Genomic DNA, 19,500 nt, shown 5'->3' on the forward strand with positions numbered 1-19,500 from the left:
CTTTATGAAAGCGTATCCATTATGGACTACACGTCATTTCTTTTTGATAAAAGCTGCACCGTAATTGAGCTTGGACAAGTATCTTGGGGACATCTTCATCACAATGACAAAGGCAATGACGTTGCTGATGATTTTGTCGACGCTTTCTACCAGGATTTTGGTTGAGAATACCGCTGTCCAGATCTGTTGACCGGAGGCCAGGAATGTAGCAACCACAGCATCCGAAGAGTTGCCAGTGGCTCCGCCAAACATCAGCACCTGGATCGGAGAGGCCACGATAAGAACGGCCAGTACGACAGCGAATGAAGACAAGATCACTTTCCACAGCTTCGTATACATGCCTCTCATAGAGAGCAGGCCGACCACCAGACCGACGGCCATTTGAACAGGCGTAAATGCGAACGAGACCGGATTCGTTATGCCGACAACAAGATTGGTGCTGGCCCCCGTAATCATACCGACCCAAGGACCGGCGATCATGGCCGTCAGAATCGTCCCGATGGTGTTCAGGTAAATCGGCAGCTTGAGCAGCAGTATGATTTGTGCACCGACAAAGTTGATTGCGATCCCGATCGGGATCAACAAAATGGCCAACAACGAAAAATCATATTTAAATCCGCGTTTGATTCCCATTGATTTTTCCCCCTAGAGCATAGTTTGTAAAGATATCAGATACGGAAGACTATTCGTCCGCTAAGATGGTATGGAGCGCGACCTCTACCATGTCGTGGAAGGACTTCTCGCTGTCTTGATGAGACAAGCGTTCATTGGTCAGCAGATGACTGCCTACCGTCAATATGGACAGGGCCCTGACGCCGTATTTCGCAGCCAGCGTGTACAGGGCGGCACTTTCCATCTCGACCGCGAGCACACCAAAGTCCATGAATTTATGAAGACGGTCCAAAGTTTCCCTATAGAATTCATCTGAATTATAGATGTTGCCGACAAAAACATTCACCTGCTTCTCCTGAGCCAGTTGATGCGCTTTGCTTAACATGCCGTAATCGGCAGTTGGAGCGAAGTTGCAGCCATAAAATATTTTTTCCATCAGATTGCTGTCTGAGGATACGGCCTGGGCCAGTACGATGTCGCGGACCTGAAGCTCTTTTTGCATGGCGCCGCAAGTACCGATGCGGATCAGCTTTTTGACCCCGTAATCCTGAATCAGCTCCGTCGCATATATGCTCATGGTCGGGTTGCCCATTCCCGTACCTTGGACAGAAACGGGAACCCCTTGATAAAGGCCGGTGTATCCGTACATGCCTCTCACTTCGTTGTAACAATATACCTCCTCCAAAAAGTGCTCTGCCACAAACTTGGCCCGCAGCGGATCGCCGGGCAGCAGCACGCGTTCTGCGATGTCTCCCTGATTTGCTCCTAAATGTATGCTCATCTTGCTCCTCCTGCTTACTGGCCTCCCTCTTAAGAAAGCGCTTTATTCTTGATCTGCCTTCATCATAGCCAGAATCGGAGGCATAACCAAGACCAGAAAGTTACGGAGCTTAACGGAAAAATGCAACCATGAGCCTCATGGTTGCATTAATTCCTTGCGAATATTTTCCAAATCCCGTTTGGTCGGTATCGTTGAAATTATGACCACGGGCACCGTATGCAGCTCGACGGGAAACGTGCTGATCACGAAATCGATGCCGTGCTTCTGAATCATTTCATCGGTAAGCCCCTCCATAATGGAGGTGTTGATGATTAGCTCATCACCGATTTCATTCTTAATGAGCTTGGCGACGTAATGGCGGATGGAGAATTCCTCTCCGATCAGCAGGAAAGCTTTTTTGCTGTTATAGCGCAAGCTGGAGCTGATCAACAGCGTCAGCTTCGTCAGATGATAATCGTTATACTGAATGCCCGGGTAGCGCTGGCTCCATTCGAGCATGCAGCTCTTTACGCTCTGGTACATGGGCCGGCAATCACTTTGGACGTATTCCGTCAGGCTGCTTGCCCAGATGGCGATCAGATCGGGAAGCGCATTTTCCAGTCGGAGCTTCTCGAAGAAATCCCCGATTTCCCAGATAAACCGGTCGTTCATATCAATCGCAGGGAACGCGGCAAGCGCCAGCATGAGAAAATGATTGATAATTTGATATTTTTCCTCCCCAATTTGCACGAGATTCGCTTTCTCCCTCGATATCATCGCGCTGACTTTCGCTTCATCATAATAATTGTATTGGCCCAAGCTGAACATGGCCTGCAGAAACCGGATTTCGTCCAGCGGCAAATGAATGGCGTATCGCTGCTCCAGCGCTCTGGCCAATGCGGCAACAGAGGCGTGAAGCTTGCGGTTCTCCCAGTCATATGGCCCGTTGGGAACATCCGCATATTTGCCCTGCAGCACTCGGGTAATCATGATCGCCGCCAGAAACGACAAGCTCCGCTTGGCGTTGAGGAAATACACGATGTCATTCTCCGACTCGATTGCCGTAATGTACTCATGGATCTGGGCTTGGTCTATGTCGCCAAATGGCCAGCCGGAGAATTCATAGGCATCGTAAAACAGTTTCCAATAAAAATAACGGATGCTGATTTCACTGCCTTTGACCTCTGGCATGGAATACGCAATGCGCAAATGGTATCGCTTCAATTCATGGTTGTTCAGCCGGATGATCAGCTTTTTCAGCGAGGAAGAGCTCATATACAGCTTGTCGGCCAGCTCATCCAGCGAGTAGCGCCCTCCCTCGGCAAAAAGCACATCGAGCAGCTGGTAGAAGGTTCTCTGCCTGTACATGGAAGAGATGACCTCGCCAATCGCGACATTTCGTTTATCGTAATGGAGAATGACGCCTTTTCCCCGTGAAATTTCAAAATGAATCGAAGGAGGAAGCTCCTGCTTGGTTTCATCGATAATTTTACGGATCGTTTTGTCCGATACGCCAAGCTGCTCTTCAATCTCGGCAAGGGTGAACCAGCGATATTCGGAATCGAGCAGGGTCAACAGCTTGTGTGTCAGTATGAATTCCTTTTCCATGCGTCTGTTCTCTCCCTTGCTGAACGAGTCGGTTAGATGTCAATCCTCTCACCCGTTGATAGACCTAAGTATGGGACGTAATGTACGTATTTATAAACAGCCGCGTCAAACGTTCAGAAGGCTTCCCGTTTTACGCGGCATATAGTCCATGTGCTCTTTCTATTTTGAGGATAGCTATGACTCTCAGGACAAGTATCTTATAAGTAATCGTAATGGGCTTTTGGGTTTTAATCAATTGGTATATCAGAAAATTTAACGACGTGTTGGTGTAAAACGCTTGATGACCGAATGATCAGTGAGGCGAGAATGTTCACAAAACGTTCACTTATGAAGAAGCCCCGAAATCGCTAAAATAACACGGTGAACCATTTATATGAAGGGGCGATGATAGGGAATGGCAACCCAGAAGTACGTAGAGACAAGACTGCCTAGAAACGGAAAAGAGGGTATATTATTTTTGTTGATCATATCGATTATTTCAGTAAACACGATCGCGCCGATTATTATAGGATTGGAACGCGGTTTCAGTAAAGAAGTTTACATGGATAGTCTAAAAGTGATCCCTGTGATGTGGGTCATCGTCGTGTTATGCGTAAAGCTGATCGCAAGCCCGCTCGTTGGTAAGGTGATGCCCAAATTTGTGGGACAGACCGATGGATTCAATGCAAGAGTATTATTAAATATCGTTCTAAATGTAACGGTATTATCTCTGTTACTCTCCATTATTGGCCCTATGGTTGGCACCAAACACATAAGTCTGGATCCGTTAAAAAATTTCCTCCATACCTGGCCTCGGAACTTTGGCGTAGCGTTCTGGATTGAAATGTTGGTCGCACAGCCAATAGCAAGATACGCCATGAAAATCTTGCATTCCAGACAGGCGAGTAAAGCGGCGAGTGTACAGTCGTAATATTGAAGCGACATGCAAAAAATATTAAGACCATTGATTCAGCTAACGGAGAATCAACGATAGCTGATCCACTGAAGCAAGGCCGTCGATGATGTCGACGGCCTTCTGTTTGCCTTGATTTATTTCCCATTGCGTTCTCGCAGCCCGGAGTAGGCACCGGTTGTTCAACCACGTTCATGATCGTCCGGGCGGTTTACTCCGGTGTTCCTTGCGTTACCCCATGAACATACGTCTGCCAAGGCGTGTCTAGTGCTCCTTGCCCCGGGTTATAGGTAAAGAAGTACTCGACGGTATCCCCATGCTTCAGGTTACGGACAGGGTAGGTATAGTTACCGTTCCCTGTTGGGGCCATGGCTACATTCAGTTGCCCGCCATTATTGATCTTATAGTGTAAATCGGCAAAGGTTGCGCCATTGACATAGAACAGCAAGTCATCGCCGATTTTCTTCAGGCCCTTCACCTCATCGCCGATGACGATCACGGTGGATGGTGCCGGCACAACGGTGATGGTGGCGCTGGCTGCTTTATTGCCGTCAGCGGTCGTCGCTGTGACGGTTGTTGTACCCTGAGCGAGTCCGGTCACAAGACCGTTCGGACTCACGGAAGCGATGCTGGAACCGGAAACGGACCAGGTGACCTGCTTATTCGTTGCATTGGACGGTGCCACGCTGGCATTTAATTGAACACGCTGCCCGACTTCCACCTGTGCCGTGGTTGGATTCACCGTTACGCCGGTAACTGGCACGTTTCCTGGATTCTGGCCGCCGCCTTCCCCTTCTTTATACACACGCACATAGTCTACCTGCATCGTTGCAGGGATATCGGACGGATCCGGGGTCCGGCCGCCATCAAAGGTCCCGCCGATCGCCAGATTCATAATGAGGTAGAACGGCTCATCGAAAGGAGCATTCGGATTGTTTGGCGCCGCTGCGGAATACCATTGATCCCGGGTCACTTTAAAGAAGAACTTGCCATCCACATACCATTTAATGTTGTCCTCTTCCCAGACTACGGAATAAACATGATAGTCATTGGCAAAGGTTTGCCCTTCAGGGAAGTGATATTCACCGGAAAGATACCGGTTCGTCGGCCATTGTCCCCCAAAGTGTACGGCGCCGCTCGTCGAGCCTGGCAAGCGTCCTCTTGCTTCCATCACATCGATTTCACCGGATGATGCCCATGTTCCATACACATTATCCTGGGGAAGCATCCAGAGCGCAGGCCAGATGCCGTTGCCTGTAGGCAGCTTTGCACGGAGGTCCACTCGGCCGTACTTGAGGGAAAAATGATCTTTGGTGTTAATCTTGCCAGAAGAGTATTGTGCATACCGACTTGGATCCTGCGGGAAGGATTTTGGCTCGTTCAAAGCCTTGATATTAAGTTTTCCGTCCTGTACAAAAACATTTTGTGCATGATCGGTATAATGCTGCAGCTCCGAATTGCCCCAACCCCAGGTATTAGGATCGTCATTGAGATAATAACCTGTTTCATAATTCCATTTGCTCTGATCGAGCGCGGCTCCGTTAAATTCATCCTGCCAGATGAGATTCATGCCCTCGATGGCTGAGTCGTTTGGCGTTCCGATCGGAATATCCTCCTGATCGGTTACATCCGGACGAGGAGCATCCGGGTTTCCAATCAGAGTATAGTTGACGAAATTGCTGCCCACACTTCCACCTGCCTGTCCATTTAGTGGATAGCCGATACGGATCTGCATATCCACCTGGATCGGCTGGAACCACAGGCCATAGATATGGTCCGCCCAATATCCCCACTGGTTGGCAGCGGACATGTTATTGTAGCCATTAGCGGAATAAACGAATCCACTCTGACTTGAGTTATCCAGATCCACCCATTGCCCGTTGATGTTAATCTGGTATACGAAATTACCAAGCTCCGTGCCGATTGGCGCACCCCCATCAATCTTAGGCAGCGGGATGCCGATAGCGCCGCTCGCATCGGCTGTAAAGGTCGTTCCTTCATAAGGCGTAAGGACATAAGAGTTTCTTACGGGCTCATTAAAGGTGATGGTATAGACGATGTTAGCCGAAGAGGTCTTTGATTCTAATTTGACGTTAATCGATTCCGTTACGTTAAACCAGTAGCCGCCGCCTCCGTCAGTGAATTGGCCAAAATTTTGATCATAGATCCAGCCGCTGGCTGCATTGTTGTCGATATCGATCCACTGGCTGCTGTTTACAGGCTTCACATACACTTTCAAATCATCTGCTACGGCCGCATAGGTTATGGCCGGATCATGGTTGAAAATAGGATAGGTAAAGCCGGCACCGCCCGTAAACCCTGCTGTAATTTGCGGTCCTTGGGTCGGGGTCATCGCGGTGATGGTTGTTTTGTTGATGTTTTGAAAGACTAGTGAATATTCAAGCTTGACCTCATTGGCTTTGGAGTACAGCTGAATATCTGTCGTTGTGGAGAGCGTGAACCAATAGCCGGTAAAGCCGCCGTCGTTCCAGTGACCCCAGTTCTGGTTATAGACAAAGCTGCTGACACTGTCGATATCGACCCAGCTGCCATTTACTTTTACCTTTACTCCCAGGTCCTGGGCAACATCATTCCAGGTGGCAGAGCCTCCGTTGAATATCGGCATGACAAAGCCGTAGCTGGCCTGGCCAACCCCTGATTTGGTGATGACAGGCCCGTCTGCAGCTGAAAAGTAAGACATCGAGGTAATGGTGGTTCCAGCAGCCTGAACCTTCGAAGTCGGCAATAGGCCGATGCTAGCCAGCATCAGGACCGCTAAGAATAAGCTCAATACCTTTTGCCTATACCGCCTTTCCGAAGTTTGTGATCGCTTCATAAATACCCTCCCTTAAGATAAATGGATTCCCCAGCATATGCGTATAAAGGAAACCGCTTACAGCGAGGAACATCTTAATTCTATCGAATTTCATAATCAGAAGGATAGGTACCATTTTTTTGGTTGTGCCCCATTATTTCGGATTTATATCCTATTGGCTTAGAAAGATCGAGTCCAGTGGCTCGATCTTTCAGGCATTCATCTCCAATCTCCAATCCAGCTTCCTTGCTCTTCGATGTCATAAATGCATTGTGCTGACTTGTCCCATTCCATTTCAAATTGTAGTTTAGCATTTCCGTTTATGCGTTCGGTTAGGACGAACGGATGCCATTTCCCGTTCCCTGGACCGTCTGACATGCCGCGCTAGGAAAACGATGATGCACCGTCCGGTTGTATGGACGGAGTTCAGGATTGGAGGGCTTCGAAAAGGGGGCGATGTATTTCTTTGAGCTTCATAACGATGCAAATTTCAATTGCCGGGTTTACGGAAAGGGTGTACACTGGGTGCCGAAGTGACCATTATAGAACAGGGTGTGTTTCATATTTTTAGACTGCGCCAATTCTATTTAAATCATCTAAAGCGAAAAATGTTCAACAAAATCGTCGTGCTGTACTCGACCGTCATGATCGTGCTGTTTGCGATTGCGGCAACTCTGGTTTATCAATACCAAACGCAGCGCATACTCCGCGAGCAGACCGATGCGAATCTCAAATCCGCGCATGTTCTTAATATTTATTTGAGTCGGCAGTATGAGGGCATACAGAATATATTTCAGCAGATTTACGGAGATGCCACGCTGAGCGATGAGTTGATCTATTTTTTGAACCATGAATATGAGAGTTACCTGAAATACCGACTGGATTTGTACACCAAGACAGGGGAGCAGCGTTTACGGTCTTTCAATACCCTGCTGAAAAATTATCTGGAGCAGGAAACAAGCGCCAGAAGTGTGTCGATCTACAGCTATCCGAACAATTTTTACATGCATATCAGCCGGACCAACCAGCAGTTGAATAATGAAGCGGGTTCCAAGAACAAGTGGGAGACCTGGTTCGCCCGCCGGGAGCAGCACAGCTGGGATACCATGCCTCAAAACGAGTCCTCGCGTTCAGGAGGCTCCAGTCCAAGATCGTATTCCTATTCGAGAGAGCTGAAGGATCCGTGGACGCTGCATCGGGTGGGAATGATGAATGTGGAGTTCGACGCTCGGCAAATTTCTTCCTGGCTGGAGAGCCGTGCTTCGGTAAAAGGCCGGATTTTGGTATTGAACGCACAGGGAACCGTGATTTACGATTCGGAGGATGAGTACTACGGCCAAACCTATCCCTACCACCTGGAGCAGGAAAAAGCCGGGGACTGGGTGGAGTTGGATGAACCCTCCAAGGTGAACATCTTGAATGTCGGCAATGCGGGCCTATCGGTGGTAGGGATTGTGTCGCAATCCCTGATCGAAGAGAGCACGGAGAGTTTAAGAACCGGACTGATCCTGGTCACCCTTGTGTTTATGGCGGCCAGTTTTGCGATTACGTTTACGATCGTCCGCAAGTTCTCCAAAAAAGTTCAGTGGATTATCCGCTCGATGAACCGGATCGGCGAAGGGGATCTGTCGACGCGCATTCAGATGTCCGGCGAAGACGAACTTCAGCAGATTTCCCGCCGGTTTAACGACATGGGCGACCGTTTGGAGCAATATATCGATAAAATGTATACCTCGGAAATCAAGCAAAAAAACGCGGAGCTGGTTGCCCTGCAATCCCAGATCAACCCCCATTTTCTATACAATACGCTCGAATCCATTCGCATGAAGGCGTATTTCGTGGGGGCGAAGGAAGTGGGTCAAATGATATACAGCTTGTCGGTCATGTTCAAGAACATGGTGAAAAAAAGCACGGTGGTTACCGTTGAAGAGGAAATGGACATGTGTTCCGTTTATCTCGACTTGTTCCGCATTCGCTATGACGGACGGCTGGAGACGGAAATCGAGGTGGATCCGGAAATCCAAAATGTCAGCATTATCAAGCTGCTGGTCCAGCCGATCGTGGAGAACTATATCGTTCACGGATTTCGCCCGCTGGAAGACAACAATAAAATTTCAGTCCGTGCCCGTCGGGCAGATGACCGGGTTGTGATCATCGTATCGGACAATGGAACGGGCATACCGGAGGAAAAGCTGACCCAAATCCGCGGCATGCTGGACAAGGTCCTCCAGCCTCCCGACAAGGGTTACCGTTCGATCGGGCTGATGAACGTGCATGAACGAATCGTGCTGAATTACGGAAATGATTATGGGGTGTCCATAAACAGCACGGAGGGACAGGGAACCGAGGTCCGTATGGAAATACCGATGCTTCGCAAGGGGGAGACGACATGAGGAAGGTATTTTTTGTTGATGACGAGCCTTTGATTGCTCAGGGCTTAGCCACCATTGTGGATTGGCAGAACTACGACTTGCACGTAACAGGTTCGGCCAACGATGGGTTACAGGCACTTGAGCGGTTGAGGGAAGAGCCGGTGGATCTGCTGATTACGGATATTATGATGCCAAGAATGAATGGGCTCGAGCTTATCAAGAAGGTTAAAGAAATGCACCCCCGTACCAAATTTATTGTGCTGAGCGGGTACGAAGAGTTTGAGTATGTGAAGGTGGGGATCACGCTCGGTATTCAGAATTACATTTTGAAGCCGATCAACATCGAGGAGTTGGAAGCGACCATTAAGCATATCCGAGGGGATTGGGAGCGCGAGGAATTGAAACGGTTTCGCTCCGAGGAGGATTGGAAGATCCTCCGCAGCAATATTTTGCAGCGATGGGTCAACGGCGAAATCAAAAGCTCGGAATTAAAACAAAGAGCCGAACTTCTCGGCATTCCGCTGAATTATGTGTCTTACCAGGTTTATGTTTTGCGGCTTATATCCGACGAACGCCCGGTATCCCAGCTTTATCGCTTAACCAGCCTAGCCGATGAATATTGCCGGGCTTTTTCGGAAGAGCTGGGGGGAGATCATGAGGTGATCTGCTTCCCCGATGCGGATGACGACATCGTTGTGATGTCGGTCACGATGAATGAGCGGAGGGATGCCGCGCGGGAAGGCATGAAAAATGTCATGGCCAAGCTGCGAGAGCTGACTGGCTTGCGCATGTGGTGCTCTGAAGGCAATGCGGGACTCAATGATTTCAAAGATATTCAGGAGAGCTACAGGAAGGCGAAGGGCTATTTCAACGCCTGTCTGATTGCCGGAGATGACATGACCCTTTACAGTCCGCCTGCGGAACCGAAGTCCGTTCAGGCTACCTCGCCGTCCGCTCGTCCCGACACATTCGCAAAGCTGTTGATCGAGGGAGACGTTCCCTCCTTGCAGGCTTATATCGAGTCCGTTCTCGGCGGTGGCAGCGGGGAGCAGACGGTACCCCGGGGAACCTGCTTAAATGCGGCAGTCCAACTGATGATCACGGCGAAGGATATGGAGAAAAACCCCGATTACAGCGAGGTATTTACACCAATGCACCAGATTAATACGCTCCATGGGCTCCGAAATCATGTATGGCGTATCGTCGAGCGCAGTCTCGCGCGCCTGCAGGAAGCGGATCAGGGCTATAGCCTGCATGTCTCGTTCCTTGTGGAACAGGTGCAGCATCATTATCCGGAAGAGCTTTCTCTGAAGACGCTGAGTCAGCGGCTGCAGATGCATCCGAATTATTTGGGGCAGCTTTTTCAACAGGAGGTCGGCGCAAGCTTCTCGGATTATTTGAACCAGTACCGCATCGAGAAAGCAACGCAGCTTCTATTACATACGGATCAGAAGACGGCGGATATTGCGTTTAGCGTAGGTTATACGGACAGCTCGTACTTTTACAGGCAGTTCAAAAAATATACAGGCGTATCTCCAACCGAAATGAGGTCCATGTATCGGATCTGAATTAACAGTAAACCATTTGCGACAGGCTCAGGGTGGATAACCTTTTGGCCTGTTCTTTGCTGTTTTTTGGGGATTCTTTAATTTATCCATCCCGTTCTAGTATTTTTCAACTTGAGCGCGATAGCGCTTACTTGGCACAATAATAGTAGTTAAAGGGCGAGTGATAGAATAGCCGCATCGACAAAGATCATGGGGGATCTTCTACAACAGTCGCATCACTTGTATTTAACAGGGAAGAGGAGGAGTGCTCATGTCGGGGTTCATCAAAAAGGTAATACGCAACCGGTTTATGCTGCTGATGATACTGCCCGGAACCATCTGGTTTCTTATCTTTGCTTACTTGCCTATGTTCGGCACCGTTCTCGCTTTTAAGGACTTCCGTATAAGTCCGGACGGCTTTTTCGCCAGCGTGTTCAACAGCGAATGGGTAGGGTTCAAAAACTTCGAGTATCTGTTTACAACCAATGATGCCTATATCATTACGAGGAATACAATCCTATACAACCTGGCTTTTATCATCCTGGGTCTGGTCTTTGCAGTGGGCTTTGCGATCATGCTAAGCGAGCTTGTCAACAAGCGGACGGCCAAGGTATATCAGACCGGCATGTTTTTGCCGCATTTTTTGTCGTGGGTTATTATCAGTTATTTTGCGTTCACCTTCCTGAGTGTGGACAAAGGGACGCTGAATCAAATCATTACCTATTTCGGAGGAGATCCGATCAGTTGGTATTCGGAAGCGAAGTATTGGCCCTACATTCTCGTTTTTGTCGGCATCTGGAAAGGCGTGGGCTACAACAGCGTGATTTACCTGGCCGCTATTACAGGGATCGACAAGTCTTATTATGAAGCGGCTGTCATCGACGGAGCCACCAAGTGGAAGCAGGTACGATACATAACGATTCCGCTGTTGAAACCGCTGATGATCATACTGACCATATTGGCAATCGGGGGCATCTTCCGTTCCGATTTCGGATTGTTCTATCAGCTTCCGAAGGATTCGGGCGCCTTGTATCCGGTCACGAATGTTATCGATACCTTCGTTTACCGTGGACTCATCAATATGGGAGATATCGGAATGAGTACGGCGGCGGGCTTGTACCAATCGCTTGTAGGATTGATTCTGATCCTGGTCGCTAACTATATCGTTCGTAAAATTGAAAAAGATCATGCGATCTTCTAATCCGAGGGAGGTGTACCTATAATGCCGCAGCTATCAACACAAACCGCCAGTCAGCCGGCAAAGCGTTCAAAGAAGAGAGACTATAACGCCATCTCCCCTTTGTGGAATACGATTTTCAATATCGTGATCGGCATCTTCTCGTTCTCCTGTATCTTTCCGTTTCTATTTGTTATTATTATTTCCTTGACGGATGAACAGACCCTGGTCTTGGAAGGCTTCAGGCTGCTGCCGAGTCAGTTCAGTACGGCAGCGTATGAATATATTTTCGAAACGGGAGGCGAATTGCTATCCTCATTCAGCTTAACGCTCCTGGTCACGGTACTGGGGACGCTGGTGAGTCTGGCTCTGGTTACGACTTATGCCTATGCATTGTCCCGTCGAAACTTTGAATTCAGAGGCTTTTTCAGCTTCCTTGCATTCTTTACCATGCTGTTCTCAGGCGGTATGGTACCTGGTTATATCGTGATGACCCAGTTTCTGCATCTGCAAAACACAATCTGGGCGTTGATATTTCCTTTATCCTTGAGCGCGTTCTCCATCATTGTCATGAGGACCTTTTTCCAAACGACGATTCCGGATGAAATTATTGAGTCCGCCAAAATCGATGGCGCCGGCGAATTTCTGACCTTTATCCGAATTGTGATGCCGGTCTCGCTACCGGGGATTGCCACAATTGGTTTGTTCAGCTCTTTAGGGTACTGGAACGACTGGTTTAACGCCTTGCTGTATTATAACAATCCGCAGGCAACGCCTCCGCTGCAGTTCATGCTCATGAAGATCGAGAAGAACATGGACTTTCTGACGCAGAATGCGCAAAATATCGGTTCATTCGATGCAGCAGCTGGCCTGCCGACAGAGACGGTGAGGATGGCGATGGTCGTATTGGCGACATTGCCGATTGTGATGGCGTATCCGTTCTTCCAACGATATTTTGTCCAGGGCCTGACCGTAGGCTCGGTCAAAGGATAATTTCAAGCATAATTTCATAAGGTTGTACCCGCATCGCACACTGCCGGAGAAATCCGGCTTTGATGTCTCAAGTGTGTAAGCGGTGTCAATATAGCATTAACCATTAAGTGATACAGGGGGAAAAACACATGTTTAAGAAAAAGGTCTCTATACTGTCCCTTGCTCTCGTGCTTCTGCTGACGGTCGTATTGTCGGCTTGCGGCAGTAAGGAAGGCGCTAAGCCTGGCGAACCTTCGAAAGAAGGGTCAGCCGTTCAAAGCGACGGCACGGTCGATGTATCCAAGCTGGATCCGGTCAAACTAAAAATGTACATGATCGGGCCTAACCAGAAGGATCTTCCCGTGGTTCAAGAGGAAATCAATAAATATTTGACAGAAAAAATCAATGCAACGATCGAGATCAGTATGATCGACTGGGGCGATTACAGCCAGCGGATGCAGGTTATTACAAGCTCCGGCGAGAATTATGACATTGCCTTCACTAGCTCATGGGCGTTCGATTATCTTCCAAATGCAGCGAAGGGCGCGTTTAAACCGCTGAATGACCTGCTTGATCAATATGGAAAAGGCATTAAGGAAACGCTGGATCCTCGTTTCTTGGAAGGAACGAAGGTCAACGGCGTGAACTATGGCATCCCGGCCAACAAGGAATTGGCACAACAGTTTGTATGGCGCTTCAATAAGAAGTATCTGGATAAGTACAACCTGGACATTTCCAATGTAACGACGCTTGAGGATCTCGAGCCGCTTCTGAAAACGATTAAAGAGAGCGAGCCTGCGGATATTACACCGCTTGCCGTGCCGAAAGGCTTTAAGCCGTACTTGCCGGTTGATTTCCCGCTTGGCGATGAAATTCCGATCGGTATGTACCTTGACACCAAAGACTTTAAATTTGAGAATTTGCTGGATTCACCTGAACTGAAATCGGCTCTGACCACGATGCGCAAATACTATAAAGCGGGTTATGTGCGCGAGGACGTAGCGACGTTGGATGGCATTGATAACATCAAAACCGGCAAATGGCTCGTGGACCGCGAGATTACCCAGCCATACGCAGAGCTCGGCTGGTCCAGAAACGCAAAATATGACATTGTGACAAGACCGATGCATGACCCTGTCATTTACACCAGCTCCGCAGCAGGCTCAATGATGGCGATTTCTTCTTACTCCAAAAATCCGGAGCGGGCGATGATGTTCTTGAACCTGCTTAACACAGATGTGAAACTCCGGAATATGATTCAATACGGTTTGGAAGGAACGCACTACAAGAAGCTTGAAGAGCCGTACATCGAGGATATGCCTGCTATGCAAGAGAGCTATGCCATGCCTGGATTTGCGCTCGGCAATATGTTCTTAACTTACCTTCATGAGGGCGAGCCTAAGGACAAGTGGGAAGCATTCGAGAAATTTAACAGCTCCGCTGTGGTAGCTCCTACGTTCGGCTTTAACTTTGACACGGCTCCGGTGAAAACGGAGGTTGCGGCCATCACGAACGTAGCGAAGGAATTTATTCCTGCATTGTATACCGGCTCCATCGATCCTGACGAATACCTGCCAAAAGCAAAACAAAAGTTCCAGGATGCTGGCATTGACAAAGTTATCGTTGAAGCTCAAAAGCAGTTTGATGAGTGGAAGGCTCAAAACAAGTAATTCGTAAAAAGTGTATGAAGGGTAGAAACGGCTGATTAACGGCCGTTTCTCTCTGTCATTCCTTGAAATTATAAACATATAGGAGGTTGTTCCATTGAAACGAATCAAACCGGATTATTTAACGAAAGCCCAGTGGAAGCGCAGAATGACCGTATGGATGAGCACGGCGGTGCTGGCTGCGTCCCTGACGGGTTTTGCTGGAGAAGCCGAAGCAGCACAGCCTCACTCGTCATATTGGTATCCGAACACGCTGCTGGAGTGGTCGCCGTCCACGGATAAGGATGCGCTTTTTAACCGGGGAATGGTTAAGCTGGAGGATCAGCGTATCCAGGGCAATAAGGTAAACCGCAATGCCAAGGAGGAAGTGAAGGTTTTATCGATTGCTTCCATGTATCCAAGCACAAGCGGAGCTCCTTCCCAAGGCTCGGAGAAGTTCCATACCTATACATTCAGTAATTGGCAGTATATCGACAAGCTGGTGATGTGGGGCGGCTCGGCAGGCGAAGGATTGATCGTTCCGCCAAGCGCCGATGTGATCGATGCGGCTCACAAGAATGGCGTACCTGTTTTTGGAACCGTTTTCTTACCGCAAACCGAGCATGGAGGCAAGATCCAATGGCTGCATGATCTGTTTAAGCAGCGGGAGGACGGATCCTTCCCGGTGGCAGACAGACTGATTGAGGTTGCTACGTATTACGGATTTGACGGCTGGTTTATCAATCAGGAAACTCAGGGCGGAACGCCTGAGGATGCCGCCAAGATGGCTGAGTTTTTAACGTACCTTCAGCAGAAAAAAGCGCCAGGCATGGAAGTGATCTGGTACGATTCCATGATCAAGGAGGGACCGGTGAAGTGGCAGGGAGCCTTGACGGATAAGAACGAGATGTTCTTCCAGGCGGGAAATCAGCGGATTTCCGACAATATGTTTATCGATTTCCGCTGGCAGTACAAGGATGAGAAGAACGGCAAATACGATTACATCACGCCGTTCTTAAATTCCCCGGCCAAAGCGGCGGAGCTTGGCCGCAGCCCGTATGATCTTTACGCTGGCATCGATGTCGAGGCGAACGGCTACGAAGGCAAGTTCAATTGGCCAGTTGTGTTCCCGGACGGCAAGAAAGCAACGACCTCCCTCGGCATTTACCGTCCCGATTGGGCGTTCAACAGCTCTGAAACCCATGAGGAGTATATGAAAAAGGAACAGGTTTTCTGGGTGGGACCTGGAATGAATCCGGCCAAGACCTCGCAGCCTGAAGGGACCGATCCGCTTGCCTGGAGAGGGATTGCGAATGATGTGGTTGCCCAAACCGTGCTCACTGACTCCGAATTTGTCACCCATTTCAATACGGGTAACGGCCATTTGTTTGCGGTGGACGGCAAAGTGATGCGAAACCGCGACTGGAGCAATCGGAGCCTGCAGGATATTTTGCCGACCTGGCGCTGGATCACCGAGCTAAGCGGCACAGGCGAGGCCCTCAAGCCTGGATTTGATTTCAGCAAATCTTACTACGGAGGCAGCTCGCTTCAGGTGACGGGTGCCGTAAGCAAAGGCTCCTCCACCCATGTCAAGCTGTATAAGGCAAATATCCCGGTTGAAGCGACGACGGAAGTATCACTCGTCTATGCGGACAATGCGAAGGACGCCAAGGTGAAGATCGGATTGGCATTCTCCGATGCGCCGGATAAGTATGAATTTTTCGAGCCTGGCAAGTGGACCGCCACGGGCGCGGATCAGGATTGGAAGCAGGGAAGCGTCAAGCTGAACAAGTATAAAGACCGCACGATCGTGGGAATCTCGCTTCAATTCGAATCTGCCGCGGACATAGCGGATTATCGGGCCAATATCGGCAAACTGGCCGTTGCCCAGGTGAATGATAAGGCGAAGAAACCGCACCAGGTGACCGATCTTCTGGTGATCGAGAACGACTTCCGCGACGGAATATATGGGGATGCGCGGTTGTCTTGGAAGGCACCGAAACAGGCTGAGGACGTGATGTACTACCAGGTATACCGTGTTCATCCGGACGGCAAGTACGAGTTGATGGGCATGACGGGGAATACCGTGTATTACGTGCCGGAAATGAAGCGGAAGCTGAAAGAGCAGTCAACCAAAATGGTCGTGATTCCGGTAAACCGTCATTACGAACAAGGAAAAGCATCGTCGATAAGCTTTGACTGGCCGGAATATCCGAAGCCGGTTGCAGCCTTCGAGGCGGATAAAACACTGATCGCACCGGGAGAAACGGTACAATTCACGGATCTTTCCTCGGAAGTGACGGAGTCCTGGAGCTGGAGCTTCCCGGGTGGACAGCCAGCGTCCAGCACGGAGCAGAATCCTAAAGTGACATATCCGGAGGAAGGTACGTACGAAGTGACGCTGACCGCTAAAAATAGCGTTGGCGAGGACTTGGTACGGAAGAAGCTCATTACGGTTACACGGGAAGCGGAGAATGGCGTTGGTAACCTTGCCCTTGGCAAGAAAACGTCAGCATCCAGCTTCGTGAATGAGAAGGAAGCACCTCAATTTGCGGTGGACGGTAATACGGCTACCAAATGGTGTGCTGTCGGAGACGGGCCTCATTCGATGACGGTGGACTTGGGAGCCGAGCATAAGATCAGCGAATTTGTGATCAAGCATGCGGAAGCCGGAGGCGAGCCGGCCGCGTTCAATACGCGGGCATTCTCCATTCAGGTAAGCTCGGACGGCAAGGAATGGAAGGATGCGGTATCGGTCAAAGACAATACGAAAGCGGTCAGCAACCATGCCATCGAACTTACCTCCGCACAGTACGTGCGTCTTCAAGTAGAGAAGGCGACACAAGGCGGGGATACGGCAACGCGGATTTATGATTTTGAAGTGCTGGGCCTGAAATAATTTGGATGACTGGAAAGAGCGTTTCCCTTAAGTGGGGAACGCTCTTTTTTTGATTGTCCATATCGTCGGGGCCCGTCATAAAACCGCCATCAAGGCCCCAGTCCAGCATGTATAGTTTTTGTATAGATAGGGCTGCTAATCTGATGTATTAGGGTGTTGAAATTAGTTGTATGATGTCATTTTCGTTGAAATTATATGTTTCATGGAGAGAGGAGGGTATGCGTAAACCTAGCCTGAGCAAACCGTTAATTGAGATGCATTGCCGGAACATTACGTTCAGGAACAAAACGGTTGAGCCATAGGACAAGACACCCGATATGTGTATGCAAGAATTCGAATACTCCTGCAAATGTAAGAAACCGGCGGGTGGATTTCTGCACAATGAAACCTGTCCATATGATCTCCAACTGGTTCTACAAAGGTCAGGTGGTACGAAACGAATAGGAGGATAAGAAGCGTGTCTAAACGAAGCAGCAAGTATTATTGGAAGAAACAGCTTATGATTTTGCTCTCGTTCGTTATTATAGCAGGGGCTTTTCCTGGTGTGTTCGCACCACAGGTAGTGAAAGCGGAATCTATAGCTAATCTTATCGTGGATTATGAATTTAAGGATCCCGAACCGGGGAATCCAGACAGTGGGTTGCCGCTGGATAAAAAGGGTAGTTCTGTATTAAAAAAAGTCTCCGGTACATATGGTGGGAAAACGTATGGCAATGATTCCACTCAATATGATAACGATAGCGCAGGGAATTATTGGAGATGGACCACTACCGCCCAAAGGGGTGGAGGTTTTACTCTCGACATAGATCCAGTCGCTGGGAAAGAGATTAGTAAAAGCTATTCTATAGGTGTGCGTTTTTCTTACGATTCGTTTAATAGCAGATGGACGAAAATTATTGATTATAAGAATAAGACGGCTGATCAAGGGTTTTATTTTGATGGCAACAAGAAGTTGAAGTTTTATAATATTGGTCCTTCTGGAAGCACACCAGTTGGAGTAGGGCAAATTGTGGACATTTTTGCGACGAGAGATGCCAGCACGAATACATTTAAAGCTTACATGATCGTCGACGGAGAGTTTTATAAAGAACTTGAAGTTTCTGATCCTACGGGAGATGCAATACCTGATGTGGTTGATGAGAAGATTCGTTTCGGTTTCTTCCATGATGATTATGCTTCCGGAGGAGACGAGAAAACGACAGGTGGCAAAGTGTATTCCATCAAATTTTGGGACGGCCCCATCACGCCTGCCGATGTGCTGGCAGTTACAGCAGCAAAGGGAACTGAAGCAGGTACGACCAAAATAACAGGCGAGCCGGCGAATGGGAATTCTTTCAAAGTCTTTGTTTCGGATCAATTGCTCTCATTTCCACTTCGGGGAGAGGATGTTCCAGTGGGAGCCGAAGACTATGTTCCGGGAGCTAACATTGCGGGTGTGGATGTAGACACGAATAAATATGTTGGTGTCTATGAGATTGACCCAAGCGGGAAAATTGTTGGCTTCAAGCTAATTACATTGACAGCCAATGAGATTCACCCACTTCCAACCGTAACTTTGACTGAGCCGGAGAGCACAGTGAACACGAGCAAACCGAAGTTTGCAGGTACAGCAACACCAGGATCAACAGTGACGGTCAAAGTAACTGATGGAGTAACATTGACAACTTTAGCGGACGAGAACGGCAACTGGAGTGTAACGCCGAAGCAAGATTTACCGAATGGCGATTACACTGTAGAAGCGACAGCGACAAAAGACGGCAAGACATCGGAAGTGGTGAAAAGGGTTGTAAAGGTAAACGCTCCGGTCGACAAAACCGTCCTTGAAGCGAAAGTCTCAGAAGCCCAAGCTCACAACGAGAAAGAATACACTTCGGAGAGCTGGCAAGTGATGCAAGAGGAGCTTACGGCAGCTCAAGCGGTGCTGAACAAACCGGATGCCACTCAGCAAGAAGTTGATGAGGCACTTGCGAAGCTTGAAGAAGCTTTGGACAAATTGGTTCGAGTGACACCAGTAGATAAGTCGAAACTCGAAACAAAAGTAACCGAAGCGCAAGCACTCACCGAGAAAGAATACACTTCGGAGAGCTGGCAAGTGATGCAAGAGGAGCTTACGGCAGCTCAAGCGGTGCTGAACAAACCGGATGCCACTCAGCAAGAAGTTGATGAGGCACTTGCGAAGCTTGAAGAAGCTTCGGACAAA

General features: G+C 48.9%; 13 protein-coding genes. 8 read left to right on the forward strand and 5 right to left on the reverse strand.

The window, feature by feature from the left end; genetic code table 11:
* Positions 1 to 33: 33 nt before the first annotated feature.
* The 3 genes from J7E85_RS12550 to J7E85_RS12560 all read right to left on the reverse strand — a co-directional run bounded on the left by J7E85_RS12550 (position 34) and on the right by J7E85_RS12560 (position 2,980).
* The gene (locus tag J7E85_RS12550) at positions 34 to 633 is read right to left on the reverse strand and encodes an ECF transporter S component (RefSeq protein WP_215158231.1); all 600 of its coding nucleotides are present in this window, start codon (positions 631 to 633) and stop codon (positions 34 to 36) included.
* Positions 634 to 682: 49 nt separating this feature from the next.
* Positions 683 to 1,393 (reverse strand): purine-nucleoside phosphorylase, encoded by a 711-nt coding sequence (gene deoD, locus J7E85_RS12555; RefSeq protein WP_215158233.1) that lies wholly within the window; start codon positions 1,391 to 1,393, stop codon positions 683 to 685.
* A gap of 135 nt (positions 1,394 to 1,528) precedes the next feature.
* On the reverse strand, positions 1,529 to 2,980 hold the full coding sequence (locus tag J7E85_RS12560; protein ID WP_215158235.1) for an AcpB/EbpR/MafR family transcriptional regulator: 1,452 nt from the start codon (positions 2,978 to 2,980) through the stop codon (positions 1,529 to 1,531).
* A 394-nt stretch (positions 2,981 to 3,374) separates the two neighbouring features.
* Between J7E85_RS12560 and J7E85_RS12565 the strand changes: the two genes are divergently transcribed.
* Positions 3,375 to 3,890: a hypothetical protein gene (locus J7E85_RS12565; RefSeq protein WP_215158237.1), complete on the forward strand. Its 516-nt coding sequence runs from the start codon at positions 3,375 to 3,377 to the stop codon at positions 3,888 to 3,890.
* Between the two features lie 193 nt (positions 3,891 to 4,083).
* Here J7E85_RS12565 and J7E85_RS12570 read toward each other — a convergent pair whose 3' ends face one another.
* Positions 4,084 to 6,708, reverse strand: a complete 2,625-nt coding sequence (locus J7E85_RS12570) for a family 16 glycosylhydrolase (protein WP_215158239.1) — start codon at positions 6,706 to 6,708, stop codon at positions 4,084 to 4,086.
* 80 nt (positions 6,709 to 6,788) lie between these two features.
* Positions 6,789 to 7,001, reverse strand: coding sequence for a hypothetical protein (locus tag J7E85_RS12575; protein WP_215158241.1), 213 nt, complete (start codon positions 6,999 to 7,001; stop codon positions 6,789 to 6,791).
* A gap of 294 nt (positions 7,002 to 7,295) precedes the next feature.
* Between J7E85_RS12575 and J7E85_RS12580 the strand changes: the two genes are divergently transcribed.
* From J7E85_RS12580 to J7E85_RS12610, 7 genes are all read left to right on the forward strand, one after another.
* Positions 7,296 to 9,080: a sensor histidine kinase gene (locus J7E85_RS12580; protein WP_251035673.1), complete on the forward strand. Its 1,785-nt coding sequence runs from the start codon at positions 7,296 to 7,298 to the stop codon at positions 9,078 to 9,080.
* A complete protein-coding gene (locus tag J7E85_RS12585; RefSeq protein ID WP_215158245.1) occupies positions 9,077 to 10,627 on the forward strand; it encodes a response regulator in 1,551 nt (516 codons plus the stop codon). Before J7E85_RS12580 ends, J7E85_RS12585 begins: the two co-directional genes overlap by 4 nt.
* A gap of 250 nt (positions 10,628 to 10,877) precedes the next feature.
* Complete coding sequence (locus J7E85_RS12590) at positions 10,878 to 11,807, forward strand: ABC transporter permease (protein WP_215158247.1); 930 nt, start codon at positions 10,878 to 10,880, stop codon at positions 11,805 to 11,807.
* A gap of 21 nt (positions 11,808 to 11,828) precedes the next feature.
* A complete protein-coding gene (locus J7E85_RS12595; protein WP_098749517.1) occupies positions 11,829 to 12,776 on the forward strand; it encodes a carbohydrate ABC transporter permease in 948 nt (315 codons plus the stop codon).
* A gap of 128 nt (positions 12,777 to 12,904) precedes the next feature.
* Entirely contained in the window at positions 12,905 to 14,425 is a 1,521-nt protein-coding gene (locus J7E85_RS12600) for an ABC transporter substrate-binding protein (protein ID WP_215158249.1), read from the forward strand.
* A gap of 94 nt (positions 14,426 to 14,519) precedes the next feature.
* Positions 14,520 to 17,300 carry an endo-beta-N-acetylglucosaminidase gene (locus tag J7E85_RS12605; protein ID WP_215158251.1) on the forward strand — a complete coding sequence of 927 codons (2,781 nt, stop codon included), beginning with the start codon at positions 14,520 to 14,522 and terminating at the stop codon, positions 17,298 to 17,300.
* Positions 17,301 to 17,757: 457 nt separating this feature from the next.
* Positions 17,758 to 19,500, forward strand: a 1,743-nt coding sequence (locus J7E85_RS12610) for an Ig-like domain-containing protein (protein ID WP_215158253.1), incomplete at its 3' end; no start/stop codon positions are given.

Source organism: Paenibacillus sp. ISL-20 (genome assembly GCF_018613005.1).
Classification (GTDB): domain Bacteria; phylum Bacillota; class Bacilli; order Paenibacillales; family Paenibacillaceae; genus Paenibacillus_AQ.